Origin of the sequence: Nitriliruptor alkaliphilus DSM 45188 (assembly GCF_000969705.1) — a bacterium.
GTDB classification, from domain to species: Bacteria; Actinomycetota; Nitriliruptoria; order Nitriliruptorales; family Nitriliruptoraceae; genus Nitriliruptor; species Nitriliruptor alkaliphilus.
The window spans coordinates 5,190,936-5,216,672 of the sequence record NZ_KQ033901.1; the positions used below are offsets into that span (position 1 = coordinate 5,190,936).

Below are 25,737 nucleotides of genomic sequence, written 5' to 3' on the forward strand. Positions count from 1 at the left end.
TCCCCGTGTCCGCAGCGAAGGACGGCCGCACCGAGAAGGCCACCCCGCAGCGCCGCAAGAAGGCGCGCGAGGACGGCCAGGTCGCGCGCTCCCAGGAGGTCGCCATCGCGACCTCGTTCGTGGCGCTGCTCGCCGCCTTCGCCGTGGCCGGACGCCCAGCCATCGACGCGGCCATGAACGCCCTGCGGACCAACTTCCTCGGTGCCGGACACCCGGATGCGCTGGCTGCCGTCGGCGCGTCGAGCCTGCGTCTCGGCCTCGTGATGGCCGGTCCCTTCCTGGTCATCACCTCCTTCTTCGCCCTGGCGTCGTCGATCGCCCAGGTGGGCTTCCGACTCAACATGAAGCTCGCCAAGCCGAAGCTCAAGAACCTCAACCCCAAGAAGGGGATGGAGAAGCTCAAGCCCGCGACGGCTGGTTGGGAGCTGGTGCGATCGACGGCCAAGCTCGCCGCCGTGGCGGTGGTCGTCTCGCCCATGCTGATGAGCTGGCGTGACCACCTCGGGACGGACCGCACCCTCGCCGGTGGGATCGACCGCCTCACGGGTGTCTACGGGACGATCATCATGCGGGCCGCCATGCTCGCCCTGGTCATCGCCATCGCCGACATCGTCTACCAGCGGCGCAAGTTCGAGAAGCAGATCCGCATGTCGAAGCACGACATCAAGCGGGAGTACAAGGACAGCGAGGGCGACCCACAGATCAAGGCCGCCCGCCGTCGCCGCCAGAGCGAGCTGTCCCGCAACCGGATGCTGCGCGATGCCGCCAGCGCCGACGTGCTGCTGGTCAACCCGACCCACCTCGCCGTGGCCCTGCGCTACGACCCCATCGACGGAGCTCCTCGCGTGATCGCCAAGGGGGCGGACAAGGTCGCCGACAAACTGCGTGCCATCGCTGGCCGCAACGGCATCCCGATCACCGCCGACAAGCCGCTCGCGCGGACCCTGTACAAGACGTGCAAGGTCGGCCACCACGTGCCGGCGTCGCTCTACGAGGCCGTCGCGGTCGTGCTCGCGGTGGCCTACCGCCGCAGCGGTCGCGGGCCCGCCAGCCGTCCGCTCGAGGGGCCGACCACCGGTCGTCGCACCGTCGTGCGGGCGGCAGCGTGAAGGGCCGCCTCGACACCCCCGTCCGCGGTGCCATGATGCGTCGAACGGTCGTGCCGTTCGTGATCATCGGCGCCGTCGTCACCATGGTGGTGCCGATCCCACCGGCGCTGCTCGACCTGCTGCTCGCGCTCAACCTCGCCTTCGCCATCCTGATCATGCTGGCCGTGCTCACGATGCGCGACACCCTCCAGCTGTCGAGCTTCCCGTCCCTGATCCTGATCACGACGCTGATGCGCCTCGCGCTGAACGTCTCCTCGACGCGCCTCATCCTCCTGGACGGCTACGCGGGCAAGGTCATCGCCACCTTCGGTGAGTTCGTCATCGGCGGTTCGATCGTCGTCGGCCTCGTGGTCTTCCTGATCCTGGTCGTCATCCAGTTCGCCGTCATCACCAGCGGTGCCGGCCGCGTCGCCGAGGTGGGGGCCCGCTTCGCCCTCGACGCGATGCCCGGCAAGCAGATGGCCATCGACGCCGACCTCGCCGCCGGCCTCATCGACGAGGAGGAGGCCAAGAGCCGCCGCAGCCGCATCGCCCGCGAGTCCGACTTCTACGGGGCGATGGACGGTGCGTCGAAGTTCGTCAAGGGCGACGCGATCGCCGGCATCGTGATCGTGATCATCAACCTCGTCGGTGGCCTCGTCATCGGCGCGGCGATGAACGGCATGGCCATCGGCGAGGCCGCCGCGACCTACTCGCTGCTGACCGTCGGCGACGGGCTGGTCAGCCAGATCCCCGCCCTCCTGGTCTCGGCCGCGACCGGTCTGCTGGTCTCGCGCGTCGACGACGAGGAGGACCTCGGACCGACCGTCGGACGCCAGCTCTTCCGCGACCCCCTCGTGCTGCGCATCGGTGCCGTGGTCACCGGCGCGCTGATGCTGCTGCCCGGTCTGCCCAAGCTCCCCTTCTTCGTGATCGTGGTCGCCCTGGCGTTCGCCAGCACCCGAGCGGCCGCCGCCGAGAAGGCTGCGCCCGCGACGACCGACGCGTCGGGCGGCGCCGTCCTGCCGCCACCCGACCCGGACGACCCCAAGGTGCTCATCGAGCAGCTGCGGGTCGAGCCGATCGAGCTCCACCTCGCCTACGACGTGCTCGACCTCACCGACCACGAGCGTGGCGGCGACCTGCTCCAGCGGGTGCGATCGCTGCGCCGCCAGGTGGCCGAGGAGCTCGGTGTCGTCCTGCCGCTGGTGCGGACCCTCGACGACGTCACCCTCGAGCCCTCGACCTACCGGATCCTGTTGCACGGCGTCGAGGTGGCCAGGGGCGGCGCGCCGCGCGACCGCGTGCTGGCCCTGCCTGCCGGTGACGACGCCGACCTCGGTGGGGTGCAGGGCGAGGAGACGGTCGAACCCGTCTTCGGACTGCGTGCCTTCTGGGTCCCCGTTGAGGCCCGCAGTCGGGTCACCGCCGCCGGCGCGACCGTGGTCGACCGTTCGTCGGTCATCGTCACCCACCTCGCCGAGGTCGCCCGCACCCACGCGGCCGACCTGCTGTCGCGCCAGCAGGTCCAGGAGCTGGTCGCCTCGCTGCGCTACGACGAGCCGCTCCTGGCCGACGAGGTCGGCACCGAGACCCTGCCGATCGCCCTGCTGCACGAGGTCCTCCGCGAGCTGCTGCGCGACCGCGTCCCGATCCGCGACCTCGGTCGCATCATCGAGGCCGTCGCAGGCAAGGCGCGTGAGACCCGGGCGATCGACCAGCTCGTGGCCGCGGCCCGGGTCGCCGTGGGTGGCGCGATCGTGGCGCGCATCGCCCCCCGTGGTGAGCTCGGTGTCATCACGCTGCTGCCGGAGCTGGAGGGTGAGCTCCACGAGCACGTCCGCGACATCGACGGGTGCATGCAGCTCCTGCTCGACCCGTCCCGCCTCGCGCCGTTGCTCGCCGAAGCGGCGCAGCTCGCGCAGGGCGGCGACGGCCGACCCGCCGTCGTCGTCTGCGGGCAGCTGCTCCGGGGGCCCCTGCGGGCCGCCTTCGGCGCGGCCGGCCTCGATCTACCTGTCCTCGCCTACCCGGAGCTGCCGGCGCACGCCCAGCTCGTCGTGATCGGATCCCTCGGTGCTGCGAACGTCGATGCCTGACCAGGCCCCCACCACCCCGCTCAGCCCGGCCGCGGACGGCCCGGTCGACGGTGCCACCGTCGTCATCGAGGCGGCGACCGCCGAGGCGGCGCTGACCGAGCTGCACCAGCAGCTCGGAGGCGACGCCCGCATCGTCGAGGTACGGCGCGTCGCCCGTGGTGGCATCGCCGGCTTCTTCGCCCGCGAGGTCGTCGAGCTGCACGCCGCGCCGGGTTCACCGACCCCGGCACCGGCCCCGCGGTCGGCGGCACCGTCGACCGCGCCGCGTCCTGCAGCTGCGGTGGCGACGACGTCTGCCACCACCTCGCCGATCGACCGGCTCCTCAGCGTCGACGCCGAGAGCGACGACACGGTCGACTTCGCCACGTTCCTGCGGGGCCAGCTCGGCGACGAGCCCGCGCCGCCGGCCCCCGCGGCTCCGGCACCTGCCCCGGTCACCCTCGGTGCTCACGAGGCGCTGCTCGAGCGGGCGACGGCCGCAGCACGCCTCGCGGTCCGCGCCGCGACCGGTGACCACGACGCGGGTGGCGTGGTCGACCCCGCTACGGACCGTGTGCTCGGGACGTCGCTCGCTGCGGCGCCGGTCCCCGTCGCCCCGGTCGCCGATGCCCCAGCCCCCGCCGCCGAGGTGCCGGTGGATGCCCAGGTGGCGCCGACCGCTCCGGCGGAGCAGCCGGCGCCGCAGGCCAGCGTGACCATGTCCGCCGAGCTGACCGAGCCCACCCCGGCGACCGAGGCGGGGCCAGCCTGGTCGGTCGCCAACCTCGTCAAGCTGGGCCTCCCCGCCGGCCTGGTCCGCAGTCTCGACGTGGCGGACCCCGCCGACGACGTCGCGTGGACGGCGGCGCTGGCTGGGGCGCTGCGCCCGGTGTGCCGCCCGCTGCCCACCGGCCGGAGCCTCCTGATCGGTCCGCGCGCCCGCTCCGTCGCGAACGCGCTCGGGGTCACGGCCACCGCCGTGGGGCAGCCGATCCGCTCCCGCGCCGCGACCGTCGCGGTCGCCGTCGGTAGCGGCGCCGCAGGGCGTCGTTGGCTCGAGCGCGCCCGTGGGACCCGGTGGCTCCACCTGGTCGTCGGTGGCAGCGGCTGGCGCGACCTGCTCCACCTCGACCCGCTCGCGGTCTCCTGGGCGACCACCGAGGACGTCCCCGAGGCGGTGCGTCTGGCGACCGAACTCGGCCTCGTGCTCGGCTCCGGGCCGACGGGCCGACAGGTGCAGCGGGCGCGGCCGCTCGACGTCGCCCTCGTGGTCCGCGACCTGCTGCCGGTCTCGACCGGGCCGTCCGCAGCTTCGGTCGCCGAGGGTGGTGAGCAGCTGTGAGCGCGGGACCGCTGCGCCGCATCATCGGGGTCCTCGGGTTGCTCGCCCTCGTCCCGATCGCCATCTCACTCGCCACGGGCTCGGTCGCCGTGGAGGACGCCGCGACGCGAGCGGTCGCGGTCGGCGTGGCCGTGGTGATCATCGGTCGGGTGGCGCGGGTGGTCCTGAGCGCCACCCTGCGCCACTTCGAGTCGGCCGTGCAGAGCACCGAGCCGGACGACCAGCTCGTCTCCTGACGGTCCCCGCAGCTGTCGAACGGCCGGACCAGGACCGGCCCGGCACCCGGCGGCGCGCGTAGCATCTGCCGCACGCCGAGGCAGGGAGCACCGTGTCCGCACCCGACGCTGTGATCACGGGGAGCACGCCCGACACCGACCTGACCGCGCGCCTGCGCCGCGTCCTCGATGGCCGATGGGCCGAGGTGCGCGAGGCCACGCGTGAGGAGCTGCGCCGTCCCGAGCTGGCCCCGGGCACCGGACTGCCGCCCGACGAGCACCGCGCGCGGGTGATGGACCAGCTGCGGCTGCTCGGCACGACCGAAGGGCCGCGCCTGCTGTTCCCCGAGGCGTACGGAGGTGGCGGTGATCTCGGCGGCGCCGTGACCTCGTTCGAGATGCTGGCGATGGGTGACCTGTCGCTGCTGGTGAAGGCCGGGGTGCAGTTCGGGCTCTTCGGCGGCGCGATCATGAACCTCGGCAACGAGGAGCACCGCTCCACGCTGCTGCCGCAGGTGATGACCGCCGAGCTGCCCGGCTGCTTCGCCATGACCGAGACGGGGCACGGCTCGGACGTGGCCTCCATCCGGACGAGCGCGACCTACGACGCGTCCACCGACGAGCTGATGATCCACACGCCCGACGAGGACGCCCGTAAGGACTACATCGGCAACGCCGCGCGGGACGGTCGGCTGGCGGTGGTGTTCTGCCAGCTCATCACGCCGTCGGGCAGCCACGGGGTGCACGGGGTCCTGGTCCCCATCCGCGACGAGGACGGCCAGCCGCTGCCCGGGGTGACCATCACCGACTGCGGCCACAAGGCGGGGCTGAACGGGGTCGACAACGGGCGGCTGTCGTTCTCCGGCGTCCGGGTACCGCGGACCAACCTCCTCGACCGCTACGGGCAGGTCGCGCCCGACGGCGCCTACACCTCGCGGATCGACGACGAGGCGCGCCGGTTCTTCACCACCCTCGGCACGCTCGTTCAGGGGCGCATCAGCGTGTCGGGTGCGGCGCTGTCGGCCGCCAAGGTGGGCCTCGCGATCGCGGTCCGCTACGGGCTCGTGCGGCGGCAGTTCAAGGCCCCGGGGGTCGACCGCGAGATCGTCCTCCTCGACTACCGCCAGCACCAGCGCCGCCTCCTGCCGCTGGTGGCCACGACCTACGCGCTGCACGCGGCCCAGGAGTCGCTCGTCGCGGACCTCGACGAGTCCTTCGACGGCGCGGCGCTCGCCGCCGGCGAGGACGACGAGATCCCCGATCGTCGGGTCCTCGAATCGATGGCCGCCGCGATCAAGACCGCGACGACCTGGCACGCCACCCAGGCGATCCAGACGGCCCGCGAGGCCTGCGGTGGTGCGGGCTACCTCTCGGAGAACCGCCTCCCCGAACTGAAGGCCGACACCGACGTCTTCACCACCTTCGAGGGCGACAACACCGTCCTGCTGCAGCTCGTGGCCAAGGGCCTGCTGACCGACTTCCGGGACGACTTCGGGTCGCTCGACACGCTCGGGACGGTCCGCTTCGTCGCGGATCAGGTCGTCGAGACGGTCGTGGAGCGGACCGCCGCGCGGCGCCTGTTCAAGGTCATCACCTCGGTGGTGCCCGGCCGTGACGAGGACGCCGCCCTCCGCGACCGCAACTGGCAACTCGAGCTGTTCGCGTGGCGTGAGGAGCACATCGTCAGCTCCGTGGCCCGACGCCTCCAGCGCGCCATGAAAGGGGGTGGTGACGCGTTCGCGGCGTTCAACGAGGTGCAGGATCACGTCCTGGCGGCGGCGCAGGCCCACATCGATCGGGTCGTCCTGGAACGGTTCTGTGCACGTATCGACGCGTGTCAGGACGCCGAGGTCGCCGCGTTGCTCTCGTCGGTTCGCGATCTGCACGCGCTGTCCCTGCTCGAGCGCGAGCGCGGATGGTTCCTCGAGCACGGCCGCCTCTCGAGCGCCCGCACCAAGGCCATCACCGCCGAGATCAACCGGCTCTGCGCCGAGCTCCGTCCCCACGCGGAGCGGTTGGTGGACGCCTGGGCCATCCCCGACGAGGTCCTCGCGGCCCCGATCGCGCTCGGCGCCGAGGCGGCCCGGCAGGACGCGAAGCACCACGGCACGTGAACGATGACTAACATCACGCGCACCCCCCGAACGAGGACGTGCGTGTGACCATCCTGGACCGCTTCCGGCTCGACGGGAAGGTCGCCATCGTCACGGGCGCCTCCTCCGGCCTCGGCGTCGCCTTCGCGCAGGCGCTGGCCGAGGCCGGCGCCGACGTGGCACTCGCCGCGCGGCGCGTGGAGAAGCTCGAGCAGACCCGCGCCCTGGTCGAGGCCACCGGTCGGCGGGCGCTGGTCGTCGCGACCGACGTCGCGATCCCCGAGGACGCGACCGAGCTCGTGGAGCGCACCGTCGCCGAGCTCGGCCGCGTCGACATCCTGGTCAACAACGCCGGGATCGGGACGGCCGTGCCGGCGACACGCGAGACGCCCGAACAGTTCCGGCAGGTCATCGACGTCAACCTGAACGGCTGCTACTGGATGGCGCAGGCGTGTGGCCGCGTCATGGGCGAGGGCAGCAGCATCATCAACATCTCCTCGGTCCTCGGCCTCACCACGGCCGGGCTCCCGCAGGCGGCGTATGCCGCGTCGAAGGCTGGTCTGATCGGCCTGACCCGCGACCTCGCCCAGCAGTGGACGGGCCGCAAGGGCATCCGGGTCAACGCGCTCGCCCCCGGGTTCTTCCCCTCGGAGATGACCGGCGAGTTGCCCGACGGCTACCTCGAGTCGCAGGCCCCTCGTCTGGTGAGCGGCCGCACCGGCGACCCGATGGAGCTCGCGGCGACCGCGGTGTTCCTCGCCAGCGACGCCGCCTCGTACATCACGGGGCAGACCCTGGCCGTCGATGGTGGTCTGACGATCACCTGAGGCAAGTACTCACGGGGCACCGTGATGCGCACAACTCAGTAGGCCGAGCCACGTGTCCGACGTGATGCCGAGTCGACCTCTCTCGCGTCGGGAGACGGCAGCGATCACGAAGCTCGTGCAGGCGGCACCTCCCGAGTTCGCACCCCTCCTCGCACAGCTGCCCCGCGCCACCGTGACGGCGCGATGCGCCTGCGGGTGCGCCACCATCGATATCTCCGTCCCGAGCGAGTGTCCGCGCGCCGCGGATGGCTTCACCGGCCTGCTGCCTACCGAAGGCACGGTTCCCCGGGGAGCGTCACCTGCGGACGGTCTGATCGTCTTCCTACGCGATGGCCTCGTCACTGGGCTCGAGGTCTATGGCGTGGCCGACGAACCCTTGAGGGAACTGCCGCCTGCCCAAGAGATCATCGTGCTCCCCGTGTCGGACGCGCGATAACCGGCGCGTTGCGACGGGCGCAGTCGATCTACGGCCGTTGCGGTGCGCTCACGTACAAGCGGGCGTGCCTCCGACGACAAGCCCGGGTGACCAGGCCTCCGTAGCGTGGAACGCGTCCCGACAAGACGCGATCGACTGGAGGCGCTCGATGAGCGGTCGACCCGAAGGCCACGAGCCCCGATTCCCGGCATTGACGGTCGACTGGCCGCCCGATGTCACCACCGTGACGTTCGCTCAGTTCGGGGTCCAGGCGGACGATGCCGAGCGGGCCATCGCCGAACGGGACCGCTTGATCGACCTGATGCGGGGCGACCACGGCCCGGTGATCGTCGATCGCGGCACGTTCACCGAGGTCGACGGCCAGCCCACCGCGGTCGCCCTGGCGTACTGGCTCGATCCCGAGACCTACGACCGGTGGTGGTCACAGGCGGAGGTCCGCCGGGCCTGGACCGACCTACCCGACGACGGCCCCGTGGGGTACTGGCGTGAGGTCGCCCAGATCCCTCGTACCCGCATCGAGACGCTGCACACGCACCCTGGGACCGACTACCCGACCACCGGGCTGTCCCAGCTGCTGCCGGTCGAGATCACCGAGACGCACGACTACTGGGGCGCCGCGCGTGACCGCATCCCGGCGTCGGTGACCGACGCGTTGACCGGGGAGCTCGTCGGGATGCCCGGAACCGAGCTCGTCGGTCGGGGTGGCCGCGTCGCGGTGACGCCTCCTGACAACCTGTGCCTGATCCGGACGGCCCAGGACTGGTCGCAGAGTTCCGCCTTCCGTGCGGCGTACGTCGACGATGTGAAGCCGGTCAAGGACGCGGGCGTGCAGTACCTGCGGGACGAACCCGCCGCGAGCGGATGTCTGGCCGCACGCAACATCGACGAGCAGGACGCGGCGGGACGACCGGAGGACAAGACCTCCACCGTTGCCTGGTTCGGGTCGCTGGAGGACCTGCTGGTCTGGTGCCGCAAGCACCCGACCCACCTGGCCATCTACGGGTCCTTCTTCAAGATGGTGGCCAGCCAGGAAGCGCCGCTCGACGTCGCCTTCTGGCACGAGATCTCCGTGCTCCCGGCCGGCAGCGTCGAAGCGGAGTACGTCAACTGCAGCACCGTCACCGGGCTGCTGCGCCTGTCGCGGCCGGCCGCGACCCTCTGATCTGGAAAGGGGATACCCATGTCGAACACCACGCGTGTCGTCCGCGCCGCGGCGATCCAGGCAGAACCCGTCTGGTTCGACGCCGACGCCACGGTCGAAAAGGCCGTGACGTTGATCGCGGAAGCCGCCGGCCAGGGCGCCGACGTGGTTGCCTTCCCGGAGACGTTCATCCCGGGGTATCCGTGGTGGATTTGGCTGGACTCCCCCGCTTGGGGCATGCAGTTCGTGCATCGCTACCACGAGGCCTCCATCCGCGTGGACGGGCCCGAACTGCAGCGGATCCAGGCCGCGGCGCGGGACCACGACATCACCGTGGTGGCCGGGTTCAGTGAACGCGACGGCGGCTCGCTGTACATGGCCCAGGCGATCATCGGGGCCGACGGGGAGCTCGTCGCAACGCGGCGCAAGCTCAAGCCCACCCACGTCGAACGCACCGTCTTCGGTGAGGGTGACGGCAGCGACCTTCAGGTCCACGAACTGCCGATCGGGCGCGTCGGTGCCCTCAACTGTTGGGAGCACTTCCAGCCGTTGACCAAGTACGCGATGTACAGCATGAACGAGCAGATCCACGTCGCGTCGTGGCCGAGCTTCTCCGTCTACCGCGGGGCGGCGTACGCACTGGGCCCCGAGATGAACAACGCCGCCAGCCAGATGTACGCCGCGGAGGGCCAGGTGTTCGTGCTCGCCCCCTGCGGTGTCGTCGGGGCGGCCGGCATCGAGCAGTTCTGCGACACCGATCTGAAGCAGCAACTGTTGCTGCCCGGCGGAGGTTTCGCACGGATCTACGGTCCGGATGGCAGCCCGCTAGCGGAGCCGCTCCCCGAGACCGAGGAAGGGATCCTCTACGCCGACCTCGATCTGTCGATGATCTCGATCGCCAAATCTGCCGCAGACCCAGTCGGCCACTACTCCCGGCCCGACGTGACCCGGCTGTTGCTGAACACGACACGGGCACCACGCGTGGAGGCCATGCGGACGCCGTTGATGGATGTCGCGGCAGCTGCGGTGCCGGACCCGGAGCCCGCTCCCGCCGGTATCGCCGATGGGGACGCACGTGTTGCAGCCCGGCATGGAAGCTGAGAGCCCCGACCACGACTGCCTGCGGCTGCAGCTGCACGTCGAGATCCATCCTCCCGGCCAGCTGCCGAGAACCGAGGTCGGCAAGGCCCAACGGGGTGGTGGAAGGTTCGCGTGACGACCGGATGCCTCTCGCACCCGCGGCGGTCCCGTCGACTTGACTCTCCGTGCACGGATGCGTTGACGCCAGATCCCGGTGTCGTCAAGCTCCCGGCCGGGAGGGCAGCGCTGATGACAGCAGTTCTGTCCACGGAGAACGTGGACCCATCCGAACGCTTCGCCTACTGGCGCGAGGCCGTCTGCGACCGCTTCGTCGACCTCGACGTCCACCGCCTCGGGGAGTCGGCCTTCGAAGGGCGCGTGGAGTCACACCAGATCGACCGCATCCGAGCCAATCGGGTGGGCGGAACGCCGATGCAGGTCGCCCGAACGCCGCGCCTCGTGTCACGCTCATCGGATGCGTACTTCAAGGTGGGTCTGCAGCTGCGCGGCACCGGCCTCCTGATCCAGGACGGCAGGGAGGCGGTCCTCCGCCCGGGACAGCTCGCCTTCTACGACAGCACCCGTCCGTTCACGTTCCACTACCAGGATCGGTTCGACCTGCTCGTGCTGCAGGTCCCGCACCCCGCGATCGCGGCGCGCGCCCCGGGCCTGACGTTGCTCACGGCTCGGCCGTTCTCGTGCGACGGTCCGCTGGGCCGGCTGCTTGCCATGTGCATGCGTGAGATCGGCATGGCATCCGGCGGCGCCGCCGACCACGCCGTCGCGGACGCGGCGATCGAGCTGATGGCCGCGGCGGCGGCAACGATGCAAGGGCGCGCCCCCGAGGATCCTCGCGCGCTGCTCCGGACCCGGGTGAAGCAGTTCGTCCGTGACCATCTCACCGATCACGACCTGTCGCCCGAGACCATCGCGAGGGCGCACGGCGTGTCAGTGCGGTACCTGCACAAGATCTTCGAGGAGGACCAGGCGACCGTGTGGGCACTCGTTCGCCAGCTCCGCCTCGAACGCGCCCGGCGTGACCTTGTAGACGCGGCATCGCAGCACCTGACCGTGGCAGCGATCGCTCATCGCTGGGCGTTCTGCGACGCCGCCCACTTCACCCGCAGCTTCAAGGCCGCCTACGGGGACACGCCTGCAGCCTTCCGCGCCCAAGCTCTGACCTGAGAACGCCGGCACCACGGCACCTCGTCAGCCAGGCGCCTGCGGTCCGACCTGATCCGACGGTGACACGTGGTCGGCGTTCCTGCAGGTCGAGGGCCGACCGCCGCGGCGCTGGTGGACATCCAGATCGGAGGTTGGGCCGTGGTGATTCCTTCCGGCCGGCTCGGCCGGCCCCGGCCGGCTCCGGTCAGCAGATGTGAGCAACATCGGGGAACGGGGTCCCGGCGGCGCGTCACCTCGGCGGCGACGACGCGGACCTGCTCCTACACCACCACGTGGGACTCACCCCACGGCATCGCCTGACCCGCCCACTACTCCCCGCTTCGCGCGGGTCCCGCCGAAGCACCGACGGTGCCGAAGCAGGCCATAGTCGCCTGCTGCCACGTCGGGGTCGCCGGCCCGAGCCGAACTGCGGCATGGTCGGTCGGGGACTCGGGAGGCCAGGTCCCGCGTCCCACAGACCGACATCAGGGTCGGCCGGCGAGCTCGCTGCAGCAGGGCCGTCGTAAGCATCAGCGCCTCGAACCCGCGGACCTGACCTCGCTCACCCAACACGTCCGTCCCGCCTCGCGAACCCGGTCAGGGCGACGCCACCGACATCCGGCCGACCGCGGCGACGGCGACGGAACGTCGCCGCGAGCGCTCCGCGGCGACGTCCCAGCCGATCAGCGTGGGCCGGTGATCCGCAACGGCTCGCGCGGGGTCTCGCAACTGCGAGGGTCGAGGCCCTCGACGCGGGCAACCGCCCATGGCAGACCGCACGGGGTCGTCTGCGTCGCAGACGTGGCGTCGGAGCCGTGGTCGGTAGGGGCCGGGGCCGTCGCCGTGCTGGTCGTCGAAAGCAACGATGCGAGCAGCACGGCGACCGTCACGGCGACGAGGACGAGCAGCGCGGTGCCCCACAGCTTGAAGGGGGCCGGATGGGGGATGGTCGCGTGTCCCACGATCGGTTCTCCTCGAAGATCCGCCTCGCCGTCCGGCGAGGACACGACCACCACACCCCGCAGCCGCAAGAGGAGCGTGCGCCGCCGACGTGTGGTCGTAAGGAGCGCGTAATCACCGGGAGCCCACGTGGTCCAACGGCTTGCCGTACGCTGGGGGCCGGCGGACGATGGAGCGGGACCGGGGCCGTGCCCGGTCGGGAGCGCCGTCGTGTCCGAGGTGTCGCTGGGTGGACGGATCGCCGTCCGCGCTGCAGGTACGGCCCTCGACGAACGCGCGCTGCCGGGACGGCAACCGCGCCTCGCGTTCTCGCTGCTCCTGCTGGAACGTCACCGAGTCGTCCCCAGGGACGAGCTCGCGGAGAACCTGTGGGTGGCGCGTCGTCCCGAGACCTGGGAAACGGCGATCCGCGGCGTGGTCAGCCGGGTGCGTGGATTCGTCGTGGCCTCCGGGCTCGGTGGACGCGATGCGCTGCGGACCTACCTCGGCGCGTACCGCATGGAGCTCGCGGATCCGGTCGCCGTGGACGTGGAGATCGCTACGGCGGCGCTCCGGCGGGCGGAGCGAGCCCTCGAGGCGGGCGACCCGCGTCTGGCCGCCGTTGAAGCCGCCCGTGCCCGGGGAGTCCTGGTCCGGCCGTTCCTCCCGGGCATCGAGGCTCCCTGGGTCGAGGACCGCCGGCGCGAGCTGCACCTGTGCCTCCTTCGGTCCCTCGAGCTGCTCGCCGAGGCACGCATCCTGCTCGGTGAGCACGGGTACGCGGCCCGGGCCGCGGCGGACGCCATCGCACTCGACCAGCTGCGGGAGTCTGCCCACCGGTCGCTGGTGCGTGCGCTGGCCGGCAGCGGGAACGGAGCCGCCGCCGTGCAGGCGTACGAGCGGTGCCGTCGCCTGCTGGCCGAGGAGCTGGGCGTCGACCCCTCCCAAGAGACGCAACGTCTCCAGCAGGAGCTCCTGCAGGGCATCCCCACCACCCCGGCACGGGCGGGCGGCGACGCCGGTACAGCGACCCTCTCCCGACCCCGGCCGGTTGCCCCGGCGACCGTGCCCCCCTACCTCGGGCTGCGGACCTTCGACGAGGAGCACGCCGCCTGGTTCTTCGGCCGCAGCGCCGACGTGGCGCGCTGCCTCGACGCCCTCACCCCACACCGCTTCCTCGCGGTCCTCGGTCCGTCGGGGAGCGGCAAGTCGTCGCTCGTACGGGCGGGGCTCGTGCCAGCGCTCCGGCACGGCGCGCTCCCCGGGTCCGACACCTGGGCCGTCCGGGTGTTCCGCCCCGGCCCCCGGCCCACCGAGGCGTTGGCGCGCGAGTTGGCCGCGCTCGACCCACGCGCGGCCGGCGTCGCGGAACCGCTCAAAGGCCCGCCCGCCGCGCTGCACGACCGCATCGAGCGGACGCACCGCGAGGGGCTGGCAGCCGAACGCATCCTGCTGGTGATCGACCAACTCGAGGAGGTCTTCACCAGCTGCCCGGACGAGGACGAGCGGACCACGTTCCTCGAGCTCCTGGCGACCGCCGCCGCCATCGCGGGCGGGCGCACCGTGGTCGTCGCGACGCTGCGCGCCGACTTCTACCCGCGCCTGGCCGAGCACCCGGCCTTCGGGGACCTGGCCGCGGCCCACCAGATCCTGGTCGCCGACATGGACGAGGTCGGCCTGGCCGAGGCCATCGAGGAGCCGGCCAAGGTCGCCGGACTCGTCCTCGAACCGGGCCTGACCAGCACCATCCTCCGCGACGTCGCACGCCGGCCCGGTGCGCTCCCGTTGCTCAGCCACGCCCTGTTCGAGCTGTGGCGCCGGCGCGTCGGATCGGCCCTGACCCTCGCGAGCTACCTCTCGTCCGGCGGCGTGGAGGGGGCGGTCGCCCAACGTGGCGAGGAAACCTACCTCGCGCTGCCCGCAGAGCAGCGCACCATGGCGCGGCGGGTCCTGCTCCGGCTGACCCAACCGGGCGACGGGACCCCGGACACGCGCCGGCGCGTGCCCCGGTCGGAGCTGGCACCAGGAGCGGACGGCGATCAGGTCGTCGACCACGCCGTCGAGGCGTTCGCGGCGGCTCGGCTCGTGACCATCGGGACCGTGGGCCCGGCCGACGAACCGCACGTGGAACTGTCGCACGAGGCCCTCCTGCGGTCGTGGCCACGGTTGCGGGGCTGGATCGACGAGAACCGTGCCGGGCTGCTAGTGCACCGGCGGGTGACCGCCGCCGCCGAGGAGTGGCAGCGGCTCGGCCGCGACGCCGGCGCCCTGTACCGCGGGGCCCACCTGGCGGAGGCGCTGGCGTGGGCCGAACGCGACCCCGAGGCCTGCAACCCGCTCGAGCGCGAGTTCCTCGGGGCGAGCCGGGCATCCGAGGCGGACGACCGGCGCCGCAGGGTCCGGCGGCTGCGGTGGACCGCCGCGACGCTCGGCGTCGGGCTGGTCGCGCTCGCCGCGCTCAGCCTGGTCGCGACCAGCCAAGCGAGCCGGCTGGCCGAGCAGGTCCGCGTCAGCACCGCCCGCGAGCTCGCGGCAGCTGCCGTCAACAGCCTCGACACGGACCCCGAGCGGTCCATCCTCCTCGCCCTCGAGTCGGTGGACCGCGTCACCGGTTCCTCGTCGGTCCCGCCGGAGGTCGAGGAGGCGTTGCACCGTGCCGTCCGTAGCTCGCGGGTCGTCCGCCGGGTCCCGCAGGGCGGACACGGCCTCGCCGTCGACCCCTCGGGCGACCGGTTCGTCACCGGCGGGCGCGACGGCACCGCCATCGTCTGGGACCTCGAGACCGGTGAGCGGCTGCTCATCCTGGAGGGTCACGCGGCTGCCGTGATGGCGACCGCGGTGTCACCGGACGGTTCGCTGATCGCCACGGCCGGGGCCGAGGGCACTGTCCGGCTGTGGGACGCCACGACCGGTGAGCAGCAGCGGGTCCTGGAGGGACACGACGGCGAGGTGAGCGGCGTCGCGTTCAGCCCCGACGGCACCGAGCTCGCCACGGCCGGCGTCGACGCCTCCGTCCGGACGTGGGACACCGCGACCGGTGAGCAGACCAGGTCGCTCGAGGGCCACGAGGAGTGGATCTTCGGTGTCAGCTACAGCCCCGACGGTCGACGGCTGGTCTCGACCTCCGAGATGGGCGGCGGACCGACGACCATCGTGTGGGACCTCGATGCCTCGGAGCGGGCCTACGACTTCTCCCACGGCAACTGGGGAGTGGTCGAGGGTGCCTTCTCGCCGGACGGCACGCTCCTGGTGACCGCGAGTGGCGACTCGACGGCGCGGGTCTGGGACGCCGAGACGGGCGCCCCGGGGCTGAACTTCAGCAGGCACGTCGGCAACGTGTTCTCCGTCGACGTCAGTCCCGACGGTCGTCGGGTCGTCTCCGGTGGGAGCGACGCGACCGCACGCGTGTGGGAGATCGCCACCGGCCGTGAGCTCATGGTCCTCTCCGGTCACGGGGCGGCGGTCCACCGGGTCCGGTTCACGCCCGACGGGCGGCACGTGCTGACCGGCGGGGGTGACGGGACCACGCGCGTCTGGGACGTCACGGTCGGAGGTGCCCGCGACCACGTCACCGTCCCCGCGGCGGCGTCGATCACCACCACGGTCGCGTTCAGTCCGGACGGGACGATGTTCGCCTCGCCGCGCGAGCCGTCCGGGGTCACCCTCTGGGACACCGCCACCGGCGACGAGGTACGCACGCTCGCCGGCCCCGAGATCAAGCTCGCGAACCTCGCCTTCAGCCCCGACGGCCGCCGGCTCGCCGCCGCCTCCGACCTGATCGACGTCATCCCCGTGTGGGACGTGGCGAGCGGCGAGCTGGAACGGACGCTGACCGGGCACGAGAAGACCGTCCACGCCGTCAGCTTCGCCCGAGATGGTCGACTGCTGTCGGCCGGTTGGGACGGGACGGCTCGGATCTGGGATGTGACGACCGGGGAGGAGGTCGGACGGCTCGACCATCCGGGCAAGTTCACGCTCGTCGCGATCGCGAGTCCCGATGGCGCCGACATCGTCACTGGTGACGAGGAGGGCAAGGTGACGATCCGGGACGCGGCGACGCTCGAGATCCGGCGTGAAATCGACGCGCACGACGACGCGCTCACCGCCGCGACCTTCGGTCCTGGACAGCTGCTGCTGACCGCCAGCGACGACGGCACGGTCCGGGGCTGGGACCGCCAGACGGGGGAGCAGCTGCTCGGGCTCGGCGGTGAGGATGCACCGTTCGAGGACGTGGCCGTGTCGCCTGACGAGACGCTGATAGCCGCGGCCGCCAGCGACGGGACCGTCAAGCTGTGGGACCTCGAGACCGGGCGACGCCGGCTGACGCTGCACGGGCACACCCTCAAAGCGACCGGCGTCGACTTCAGCCCCGACGGGAGGCTGATCGCGAGCGCGAGCCCGGACGGGACCGCCGCCCTGCACCTGCTCCGACTCGACGAGCTGGTCGAGGTGGCCCGGAACCGTCTCACGCGGACCCTGACCGACGCGGAGTGCGCCGAGTACCTGCGGGTCACGCCCTGCCCGTGACGCAGATCTTCAGCATCCGAGTCGAGCTCAAGCTGCCGGGAGCCGTGAGCTGACCGGGGTTCGACAGACACCTGCCGTCTGCGACGGTCCCGCACGGAAGAGGGTGCCGACGATGGCACCGCTACACCCCGAGGTTCCAGCAGCAAGCCGTCCGGCTCGTCGAAGAGTCCGGCCCGTCGATCCGCCAGGCAGCCGAGGATCCCGCGTGGCCGCCGAGTCGGTCCGCAACTGGATCAGGCAGGCCCGGATCGACGCGATCGATGTCGGCCTGCGTGAGTCAACGCTGGACCGAGTGCACCAAGATCTCGAAGGTGTCGGCGACCTGGGCGTAGGTGAGGCCCGAGGTGCAGGCCACAGCGACCCCGCCACTGTTGAACGCGGGCGGGGTAGCGCTTCGGCAGGGGACATCCTTCGTGCGGGCCGTCGGCCCACGGCCGACTCAACCAGAGTTGGGGCAGTCCCACCGACCTCGAAGGCCGATCGAAGTCACGGTGATGGTGCAGCCGGGGGTAACACGAGTGAGCGTGTCTCCCTGTCGTCCGGCGACGATCGCGGTCAGGGAGTCCCACGGTAAGGGGCGTACGAGTAAGTGATCTGCAGGTAGAGCAACCGGCGGAGAAGAGGGAGCGGTCGAGAGATCTCTCCAATCGAGCTCCAGCGACCCTCGGGGTCGTACCTGATCCGTCCCAAGCTGTTCGAGAGTTGCCCCGTCGACTTGGAGAACCAGGCCTCCTCGAGGAACCGTCCCGCGATGACCGCTTCGACCGCCTCGATGGTCCCGGCAGCAGCCTCGGTAGGCGACTGCTTCTTGGGATGGGTGAGCACCTCGACCCAGGTGTACCGGCCGAGGGCGAGGTAGGTCGAGTACGCGTCGGACTCGGTGACATGCCACTGGACCTCGGCCGCCTCAGGGTTGGCAGGCCGGAGGGACCAGTGCCCCACGGTGCCCTCGTAGTCCTGTTCGAACTTGTGGAGATCGAAGTCTTCCTCGACGAACTGCAACTCGGCGAGTTGGCCCAACTGTTCGGCCAGATGCTGGAAGTAGCTGAGGAGCGATGAGCGAACCTCGGCGTCGAACGCGTCCTCATCCACTCGTACACCTTGCTCCCGGTGACAGCGCAGCGTTCGCTCCAGCGGCCGGGGGACGGTAGCGCCAGGCGCCGAGCGTCCGCGACGGCGGATGTCGATCACCACTCTCTCGCCTCGCCAGACCACTCGCTCAACTGCGACTGCCGTTCATCGGCCGCCTGGAACCTCACCACAACGATCGTGTCACTATGTGCGACAGCGACCTGCGGACTGGGCGCGCATCATCACTGCGAGGATGACTGCAGCTGCTCGTCCTGCCAGGGTGGGTAGCAGCGGTGGCCGCCACCGGCCTGTCTCACATAATCACCGACCTCGTGTCTTCAAACCGATCCGTCGGCCGGTGCGCGGCCCCGCGAGGTGTGGCGAGAGCCGGGCCGCCGTGACTTGATAGAAGCCTGCCCTGCGGTCTCGTCGCAGTGCTGTCCGCACGACCCGACTCCGCCGCACCGTCCTGCCATCAACCGATGAGGAGACGGTGCATGTCCACGATGCCAGAGGCCGAGGTGTTCGTCACCCTCGGCATCGACACCCACAAGCACACCCATCTGGTGGTCGCGCTCGATCAACTGGGTCGCCGACTCGACCAGCTCGAGATCCCGACCACGACCGCCGGGTTCGTCGAGCTTTACGCATGGGCGAGCGAGCTCGGAACCATCGACACGGTCGGGATCGAGGGCACCGGCGCGTACGGCGCGGGCCTGTGCCGCTGGCTGCGCGAGCGTGGCCTGGTTGTGGTCGAGGTCGAACGCCCCGACCGCAAGCTGCGCCGCAACGCCGGCAAGTCGGATCCGATCGACGCTGAGGCTGCAGCCCGCAAGGTGCTCTCGGGCGAAGCGACGGTCACCCCGAAGTCGGGGGCCGGGAACGTCGAGATGATCCGGGTTCTGCGGCTCACCCGCCGATCTGCGGTCGTTTCCCGCAGCCAGGTCACCAACCAGCTGCACGCGCTGACCGTGACGTCACCGCCCGCGCTGCGCGAACAGCTCGAGGGCCGCACCACCCGCAAGCGAGTTGCGATCGCCGCCAAGTTCCGACCCGGCGACGAACCCGACACCGTGCTGGCCGCGACCCGCTACGCGATGAAGAAGCTCGCGCTGCGCTTCCGTGCGCTCGACGCCGAGATCAAGGACCTCGACCGCCAGCTGACCCGCCTGGTCACCACGACCGCACCCAAGGTGGTCGCGCTGCGCGGGGTGGGGATCCACACCACCGCCACGCTGCTGGTCACCGCCGGCGACAACGCCGAGCGGCTCCGTTCCGAAGGCGCGTTCGCCCGGCTCACCGGCACCGCCCCGATGCCCGCCTCATCCGGCCAGACCGACCGGTTCCGGCTCTCGCGCGGCGGAGACCGCCAGGCCAACGCCGCGCTGCACCTGATCGCCGTCAACCGGCTGCTCTGCGACCCCCGCTCCAAGGCCTACGTCAAGAAGCGAACCGGCGGCACCAAGGCCAACCTCGACATCCTCAGACGCCTCAAGCGCTACACCGCACGAGAGCTCTACCCCCTGATCGTCGAAGCCCTCACCGAGGCCGAACCCGACCTGGTCCCCGCCGCTTGACGGCTATAGAAGCATCGGCTTCGTACGGGTTCGCTCCGGCATTCGTGGGGGCACGGAGCCGTACGGTCCTTCGCCGCATGGTCCGCGGTCGACGCAGGGACTGATGTCGGGCAGTATTGAACCTGAGACATGCGCGGGCGGCCCAGCTTCAATGAGGAGCATTCGATGGCAGTGCTTTGCTCGGTGCCAGTCCCTGGCGGGTCACAGGCAGACGCCATCGCGCTTGAACAGCGAGTGGGTCAGCGGTTGCAGGAGTTGGGTGGCCCCCCGCCAGGGCTCATGTTTCTCGCCGTGCATCCTGACGATGCCGGCTTCACCATCACGATGGGGTTCCGCACGGCCGACCTCGCTCAGGCGGAGGTGGACACTGCTCGTGAGGACGCCGCTGCGGTGGGCCTGCAGATGGGAAGGGCATCCCTGGTGCCCATCTGGAGCATGGCGCTGCCGGGCACAGGTTGACGCGCATCGCGCCTGCGCGGGGTATGGCTGGAGCGGCGTGCAGAACGGGGATCAGCGCGCCATCTTGAGCAACAGCTTCGTCGGCGCTAGGGCGCGCGAGCAGGAGCTCTACGGTTTCCATAACCACTTCGACGCCGTCATGTACTCACACGAGGAAGGCATGGAGAAGCCGACTCAGGAGATCTACCTGCTCGCGTGCAACCGGCTTGCCGTAGCCCCCGAAGCAATGATCTTCGTCGACGATCTCCCCGCCAACATCCAGGCTGCCAAGAGCGTGGACATGACGGGTGTCCTATTCGCATCCACGGACCAAGTGATCGACGAACTGGACGCCCTGCTGTACGGGTCGAGGCACGGAAGTGGACGGGCACGGTAGGCCGCAGCACGAGTGCGGTCCTTGGCCCGAAGGGCCGCAGTCGCAGACAGCAGAGCAGGCTCGCCCTGCCGGCGGCTCACCCCGCGGGCTGACGGTTATGCGCGTCTGGCGTCGGACTGGCGGGGACGAAATCACGGTGATGGCGCGGCACAAGCTTGGACGAGTCGAGTGGATGGATCGATTCCGGCGTTCCCGGGGCATCGCCACCCGCAGCGCCACGGTGACGACCTCATCCCGATGCCCGATGGCACGGTGATCGATTCGACCGGCGAGAAGGTGTCCTTCGAGTCCGCCACCTGCTCGATACGCCGCGACGCGGCCTGGTAGGTGAGCAGGGCAGCCGTTTCGACGCCACCGGCATCGCGCTCGCGCTCGGCCTCGTAGGCTGGCGGGCGGCTCCCCGAGTGCTACGTGAACCGAGGAGGTCACTGGATGGCGCGCTTCGGGCTCGGGCTGATCGCGACGAGGTCGGCCGGCGAGCTGGTCGACCTGGTCCGCACGGCCGAGCAACTGGGTTTCGACTTCTGCAACCTCTCCGACGACCCGTCCGCCAGGGACCCGTACGCCGTCGTCGCCGCCGCGGCCACGGTCACGTCGACGATCCGGCTCGGATTCAGCGCGACCCACGTGTACCTGCGGGATCCCACGCTCATCGCCCAGTCGCTGGCCACGATCGACGAGCTCTCCGGCGGTCGGGTCGAAGCCGTCGTCAGTTTCGGTGACCCGTCGATCCTGGACACCTACCACGTCGAGTGGCGTGGCCGCCGTCCGCTGGACCGGGTACGCGAAGCGATCGAGGTGATGCGCGCCTACCTCGACGACGGTGTGGTCGACCACCAGGGAGCCTCGTTCCGCTACTCGGGTCTGCAGGCCGGCGTGCGGCCGATCCAGGCACACGTGCCGCTGTTCGTCGGGGCGCTTGGAGGGCCGCGTTCCTTCGAGCTGGCGGGTGAGGTCGCTGACGGCGTGCAGTGCGGTAGCACCTCCGCGGAGAACTCGGCCTACGTGGTCGATCACGTGCGCGCGGGTGCCAAGCGGGCCGGGCGTGACCCGGACACGCTGCAGATGGGCGCCTACTGCTTCATCGCAGTCAGCGCCGACGGCACCGCGGCGGTGGAGGCCGCGCGGAGGATGACGGCCGGCCTGCTGGGCTCATACCCCGAGTCCATGATCCTGCGCCACGGCTTGGACCCGGCGCAGGTGGCCCCGATCACCGCCGCGCTCGAGGATGGCGACATGGCGCGGGCGCTGGAGCTGACCACCCCGGAGATCGGCGAGGCACTCACCATCGCCGGCACGCCCGAGGTATGCGCCGAACGGATCCGCACCGACCTCGTCGAGCCCGGGATCGACCACGTCCAGCTCGCGATCCTGGAACCCGCTGCCGTCGAGGCCGACACAGGAAGCCGCGTCGACGGCCTCCCCGACATCCGGCGTCAGCTCCAACTCGTCCACGATGGGGTCATCGCCGCCGTGTGACGGGAATCACCCCGTACGACGTTGTGGAGGATATGGGGCACAGGCAGAGCCGGTATCCGCGGTGCTGCAGCCCACCCTTCCACGGGCGAGAACAGCTATGCGCGGATGGCTCGCTCGGACGATGCGCACATCATCACGGCGATGGCGCCTCACGTGAGACCCGATGCAGGAACTCGGCGATCGTTTCGGCGACGCGGCGGGTATGCGTTGCGGCCAGGGAGTGGCGCGCGCCTTCGATCTGGGCGTCCTCGGCGTGTGGGAACCAATCGTGGATGAGGTCGCGGACCTCGAGGAACCATCGGTGGGTGTCGCTCCCTCCGACGTGAAGGACCGGGCAGGTGATCCGTTGGGCGTCCCGATGATCGAACTGCCAGGTGAGCAGTCCGGGCAGGTCGGTGTCGAAGAACGTGAGCAGATCGCGCTGCATCTGCTCGCTCGCACCGGGCACGTCGTGCTCGATCTCTTGGCGCCAGTCCGGGCCGATGACGGCACCGAGGAGTTCGTCCAGCGCCGCGGTGGCACCCCGGCTGCGGCGGGTGGTGAGCAGCTCCTCGTTCGCCTGCCGGAACTCGCCGGCACTGGGGATGTGCACCGGCGGAGGTTCGATCAGGACGAGACTGTGCACGCGGTCGGGTGCGTCGGCCGCGAGCTGGAGGGCCACCGCGCCGCTGTAGGACAGGCCGACCACGTGGGCGCGTTCGATGCGAAGCGCAGTCAGGAGAGCCTCGCAGTCTGCAGCATCGCGTGCGATCGAGCCGGGCCCAGCGACCGGCGAGCTGCCGGCGTAGCCACGCCGGTGGTAGACGATCCTGCGGAAGCCGTCCGCGAGCGGCAGCTCCTTCGCCAGCGGCAGCAGCTCGTCGGCGATCAAGGCGGTCTGGATGAACACCACAGGCTCGCCGGTGCCCAGGTCATGGGCCTCGAGTACCAGGTCGCGAAGCTCGTGCTGCCGGATTGCCACGTGGGATCCTTCGCGAGGCCGACGCTTCAGCTCCCGAGTTCCGTGCGCGCGAGCGCGACCGCCTCGTCACGCGACATCGCCGCGCCGACGGTCACGAGCTCCTCGACACGGTCGCCGGGCAACGACGCGACGGCCCCCGCGCGTTGCTCCAGGAACGCGTCGTCACCAGGATCCGGCGTGAGGCCGGCCAACTCGTACTGGCGCTCGCCGGCGACGATGAGGGTCAGGCCCTCCTCCGGCCGTCCACAGAGGACGAGCAGGCGTCCGGCCTCGGTGAGCGCGGCCGGGAGGAGGTAGCTGCTGCCCAGGTCGGCGGCGACATCGATGCCACGGCGGAGGTACGAGGACGCTCGCTCGGTGTCACCGAGTTCCAGGGAGAGGCTCGCGAGGTTGAGCAGCTCGGACCCCTCGGTCGGTCGGTTCCCCACCGCCCGCGCCGTCAGGACGTTGTCCTCGAAGTGCTGCATCGCCGCTTCGATCTGGCCTGCCGTGTGCTCTGCCCACCCCAGCATGTGCACGGCGCCCAGCCGGGCCGCGGGGTCCTTGCCAGCCAGATCGAGCATCCGCTCCGCGTGCCGGCGGATGGCGTCGGCGTCACCGTCCCGCAGCGCGACCCGAGCGAGGTTCATCTCCGCGCGTCGCTCGACGTCCTGGTCGCCGGCCCCGCTGACCAGCCGGAGCGCAGCTTCGCTCGCGTCGATCGCGACCGGCTGGTCGCCTTGGCGGAAGGCCAGCTCGCCCAGGGTCAGGTGCACCCTCGCCCGGTCGCGCGCGTCCCCGACCTCTCCCACGGTCGTGAGCACGCGGGTCGCCAGATCGCGGCCGAGCGTGACCCGACCGGTGTCCTGGCAGAGGTAGCTGAGCGTGCCGACCAGGCGTAGAGCGGCGTCCTCCGCCCCGGCGTCGAGGAACGCGGTCACCGCCCCGTCGAGTTCGTCGGCACGCTCCTCGACCGCTGCCTGCCAGCGATCGGCGTCGACGTCGCGCTCGTGCTCCGCCATCGCCACAGCGAGCGCCAGGAGCTCCCGAGCGCGAGACAGCTCTCCGGTCATGGGACCTCCGACGTCGTCGGTAGCTGCTCGCGCCTAGGACCGACCGCGACCAGGCCACACGTAACCGTATGAGGTGCGCTACGGCAGAGCCAGACCTGTCAGGAGCAGCAGGTGTCCTCGAGGCTGTCGGCACGCCAGGTCCTGATGGTCTCGAACGTCGCGAACCCGGCGACGGCGAGCGCGGCGACGGGGTCGGCCCACCACCAGCCGAGCGCGGCGTTGAGCCCGAGACCGACGAGGACGACGGCGGACAGCCAGGCGCACAGCTCGGTCTGGCGCGACTCGGACACGACCGCCTGCGATCCCAGGACCGGTCCGAGCCGCTTCTTCGCCCGTGCGAGCAGGGGCATGACGATCACCGAGGCGGCGGCGAGCACGATGCCGGGGACGCTGACGTCGGGGGCGCGCTGTTCGACCAACTGCGCGATGGCCTCGTAGCTGACGTAGATCGCGAGGACCGCGAAGCAGGCCGCGATCAGCCGGGTGGCGCGGCGGTCGTAGCTGGCCATGCAGCCGCCCCGGCGTTCCTGGGCGAGCCGCCAGGCGAGCACGAGCGACGTCGAGACCTCGACCCCCGAGTCCAGCCCGAACGCGATCAGGCTGATCGAGCCGGCGACGATCCCCGCGCTGAGGGCCACCACGCCCTCGACGAGGTTCCAGCCGATGGTCAGGTCGTTGTACAACCGGACCCGCCGGACGGCCTCGGCGCTCGAGCGTCGGTGCAGGCGTCACGCTCGACGCTCCGGCTGGTGAGCGTGCTGGGGATCGACCGCGACGGTGAGTTCGACCAGATCCCGCAGCGCGGCGGCGAGCCGAGCGTCCACGAGCTCGTAGCGCATCCGCCGCCCCTCGGGCGAGGCGACGACCAGGCCACAGCCCCGCAGGCACGCGAGGTGGTTCGAGACGTTCTGCCGCGACTCGTCGAGCTCGACGGCGAGCTCGGCCGGGTAACCGGGGCCGCGGGCGAGGGCGACCAGCAACCGACGGCGGGTGTGATCCGACAGAGCAGCGCCCAGGCGACCGAGCCCATCGAGATCGATGTCACAGACGTTCACATCCATGCGTGAGATAGTACATCATGAGCTGTCGGATACAGCAGCGGATGTACTGATGCGCTCCGAGCGCTGACCGGCCCCAGACCCGATGTCAGGCGCCCGTCCGCAGCCGGTCGAGGACGCGGTCGAGGACCGCAGCGTTGTGGCCGTTCGGGCTGGCGCGTCGTGCCTCCTCGACCCACAGGTCCCACAGCTCGTCGTCGTAGGCCGAGCTGCGCAGCGTCTCCAGGGCCGCGTGTCGGCGTACGAGCTCGATGGCCCGATCCTTGGTGAGCGCCGGCGCGCCCGTGACGTCGCGCGCAGGTCCGCCGAGCACGGCGACGGCCGGATCGGCTGCCTCGTGATCGAGGTGTTCGATGCGACCATCGACCCCGGGGTAGATGAGCGTCTCCCGGCCGCTGTCGCTCCACCGCACCGCGTACGGGGGCTCGCCGTCGGGCCCACGGACGTCGATGATCTCCGCGTCCCGGTCGGGCTCGCCCACGCGGTGTCCCTTGATGACGAGCCGATCACCCACCTGTGCCTTCATCGCCGAGCTCCCTGTGCGTCTCACCACTTCAGGATGGGCCCTGCCAGGGGAACGGGTAGGGCCATCCGCCTCCTCGCGGACTGGTCAGTTCAGCAGCGGAGCGGGGTGAGCTCGCAGCAGGCGCGCCCTGCCCGGTCGGTCATGGCCGTTGCCGGCCGTGCGGCCGCTCGTCCACCCCGCTGCCGTTGCCGACCGGTCGCCACCACGTCACCGTCGTCGAGAGCACCCCGACCGGACCGCGTACCGAC

Annotated in this window: 21 protein-coding genes; 14 read left to right on the forward strand and 7 right to left on the reverse strand. The window is 71.1% G+C overall.

What is annotated here, in order from left to right; all coding sequences use genetic code 11:
- Window positions 1–5 precede the first annotated feature (5 nt).
- From NITAL_RS24265 to NITAL_RS24310, 9 genes are all read left to right on the forward strand, one after another.
- Window positions 6–1,109 carry an EscU/YscU/HrcU family type III secretion system export apparatus switch protein gene (locus tag NITAL_RS24265; protein WP_169786946.1) on the forward strand — a complete coding sequence of 368 codons (1,104 nt, stop codon included), beginning with the start codon at window positions 6–8 and terminating at the stop codon, window positions 1,107–1,109.
- Window positions 1,106–3,187, forward strand: a complete 2,082-nt coding sequence (locus tag NITAL_RS24270) for a flagellar biosynthesis protein FlhA (protein WP_211262657.1) — start codon at window positions 1,106–1,108, stop codon at window positions 3,185–3,187. The genes NITAL_RS24265 and NITAL_RS24270 overlap by 4 nt, the downstream gene beginning before the upstream one ends.
- Window positions 3,180–4,508 (forward strand): hypothetical protein, encoded by a 1,329-nt coding sequence (locus NITAL_RS24275; protein WP_157042067.1) that lies wholly within the window; start codon window positions 3,180–3,182, stop codon window positions 4,506–4,508. The genes NITAL_RS24270 and NITAL_RS24275 overlap by 8 nt, the downstream gene beginning before the upstream one ends.
- Window positions 4,505–4,744 (forward strand): hypothetical protein, encoded by a 240-nt coding sequence (locus tag NITAL_RS24280; protein ID WP_052668840.1) that lies wholly within the window; start codon window positions 4,505–4,507, stop codon window positions 4,742–4,744. The genes NITAL_RS24275 and NITAL_RS24280 overlap by 4 nt, the downstream gene beginning before the upstream one ends.
- A gap of 92 nt (window positions 4,745–4,836) precedes the next feature.
- Window positions 4,837–6,837, forward strand: coding sequence for an acyl-CoA dehydrogenase family protein (locus tag NITAL_RS24285; protein WP_211262658.1), 2,001 nt, complete (start codon window positions 4,837–4,839; stop codon window positions 6,835–6,837).
- 44 nt (window positions 6,838–6,881) lie between these two features.
- Window positions 6,882–7,643, forward strand: coding sequence for an SDR family NAD(P)-dependent oxidoreductase (locus NITAL_RS24290; RefSeq protein WP_052668841.1), 762 nt, complete (start codon window positions 6,882–6,884; stop codon window positions 7,641–7,643).
- Window positions 7,644–8,227: 584 nt separating this feature from the next.
- A complete protein-coding gene (locus NITAL_RS24300; protein ID WP_052668843.1) occupies window positions 8,228–9,241 on the forward strand; it encodes a phenylacetaldoxime dehydratase family protein in 1,014 nt (337 codons plus the stop codon).
- A gap of 18 nt (window positions 9,242–9,259) precedes the next feature.
- On the forward strand, window positions 9,260–10,321 hold the full coding sequence (locus NITAL_RS24305; RefSeq protein ID WP_052668844.1) for a carbon-nitrogen hydrolase family protein: 1,062 nt from the start codon (window positions 9,260–9,262) through the stop codon (window positions 10,319–10,321).
- A gap of 255 nt (window positions 10,322–10,576) precedes the next feature.
- Entirely contained in the window at window positions 10,577–11,485 is a 909-nt protein-coding gene (locus NITAL_RS24310) for an AraC-like ligand-binding domain-containing protein (protein ID WP_052668845.1), read from the forward strand.
- A 662-nt stretch (window positions 11,486–12,147) separates the two neighbouring features.
- Here NITAL_RS24310 and NITAL_RS24315 read toward each other — a convergent pair.
- Window positions 12,148–12,426 carry a hypothetical protein gene (locus NITAL_RS24315; RefSeq protein WP_052668846.1) on the reverse strand — a complete coding sequence of 93 codons (279 nt, stop codon included), beginning with the start codon at window positions 12,424–12,426 and terminating at the stop codon, window positions 12,148–12,150.
- A gap of 208 nt (window positions 12,427–12,634) precedes the next feature.
- Here NITAL_RS24315 and NITAL_RS24320 point away from each other — a divergent pair, with 208 nt between their 5' ends.
- Window positions 12,635–16,930: an nSTAND1 domain-containing NTPase gene (locus NITAL_RS24320; RefSeq protein WP_052668847.1), complete on the forward strand. Its 4,296-nt coding sequence runs from the start codon at window positions 12,635–12,637 to the stop codon at window positions 16,928–16,930.
- Window positions 16,931–17,485: 555 nt separating this feature from the next.
- Here NITAL_RS24320 and NITAL_RS24325 read toward each other — a convergent pair.
- On the reverse strand, window positions 17,486–18,022 hold the full coding sequence (locus tag NITAL_RS24325) for a hypothetical protein (RefSeq protein WP_052668848.1): 537 nt from the start codon (window positions 18,020–18,022) through the stop codon (window positions 17,486–17,488).
- 476 nt (window positions 18,023–18,498) lie between these two features.
- Here NITAL_RS24325 and NITAL_RS24330 point away from each other — a divergent pair, with 476 nt between their 5' ends.
- The 4 genes from NITAL_RS24330 (at window position 18,499) to NITAL_RS24345 (ending at window position 21,892) form a co-directional block, all read left to right on the forward strand.
- Window positions 18,499–19,578: an IS110 family RNA-guided transposase gene (locus NITAL_RS24330; RefSeq protein WP_052667183.1), complete on the forward strand. Its 1,080-nt coding sequence runs from the start codon at window positions 18,499–18,501 to the stop codon at window positions 19,576–19,578.
- A gap of 291 nt (window positions 19,579–19,869) precedes the next feature.
- Window positions 19,870–20,037 (forward strand): hypothetical protein, encoded by a 168-nt coding sequence (locus tag NITAL_RS28310; protein WP_169786947.1) that lies wholly within the window; start codon window positions 19,870–19,872, stop codon window positions 20,035–20,037.
- A gap of 37 nt (window positions 20,038–20,074) precedes the next feature.
- On the forward strand, window positions 20,075–20,413 hold the full coding sequence (locus NITAL_RS28315) for an HAD-IA family hydrolase (protein ID WP_052668850.1): 339 nt from the start codon (window positions 20,075–20,077) through the stop codon (window positions 20,411–20,413).
- Between the two features lie 432 nt (window positions 20,414–20,845).
- On the forward strand, window positions 20,846–21,892 hold the full coding sequence (locus NITAL_RS24345) for an LLM class flavin-dependent oxidoreductase (protein WP_052668851.1): 1,047 nt from the start codon (window positions 20,846–20,848) through the stop codon (window positions 21,890–21,892).
- A gap of 133 nt (window positions 21,893–22,025) precedes the next feature.
- On the opposite strand, the gene NITAL_RS24350 is transcribed toward NITAL_RS24345, so the two are convergent.
- The 5 genes from NITAL_RS24350 to NITAL_RS26820 all read right to left on the reverse strand — a co-directional run bounded on the left by NITAL_RS24350 (window position 22,026) and on the right by NITAL_RS26820 (window position 25,489).
- Window positions 22,026–22,853, reverse strand: coding sequence for an alpha/beta fold hydrolase (locus tag NITAL_RS24350; RefSeq protein WP_052668852.1), 828 nt, complete (start codon window positions 22,851–22,853; stop codon window positions 22,026–22,028).
- Between the two features lie 26 nt (window positions 22,854–22,879).
- Window positions 22,880–23,905: a tetratricopeptide repeat protein gene (locus NITAL_RS24355; RefSeq protein ID WP_052668853.1), complete on the reverse strand. Its 1,026-nt coding sequence runs from the start codon at window positions 23,903–23,905 to the stop codon at window positions 22,880–22,882.
- Window positions 23,906–24,003: 98 nt separating this feature from the next.
- Window positions 24,004–24,588: a cation diffusion facilitator family transporter gene (locus tag NITAL_RS24360; RefSeq protein ID WP_052668854.1), complete on the reverse strand. Its 585-nt coding sequence runs from the start codon at window positions 24,586–24,588 to the stop codon at window positions 24,004–24,006.
- Between the two features lie 45 nt (window positions 24,589–24,633).
- On the reverse strand, window positions 24,634–24,966 hold the full coding sequence (locus NITAL_RS24365; protein WP_052668855.1) for an ArsR/SmtB family transcription factor: 333 nt from the start codon (window positions 24,964–24,966) through the stop codon (window positions 24,634–24,636).
- 85 nt (window positions 24,967–25,051) lie between these two features.
- Entirely contained in the window at window positions 25,052–25,489 is a 438-nt protein-coding gene (locus NITAL_RS26820; protein WP_083441978.1) for a DUF1918 domain-containing protein, read from the reverse strand.
- Between the last annotated feature and the right edge of the window lie 248 nt (window positions 25,490–25,737).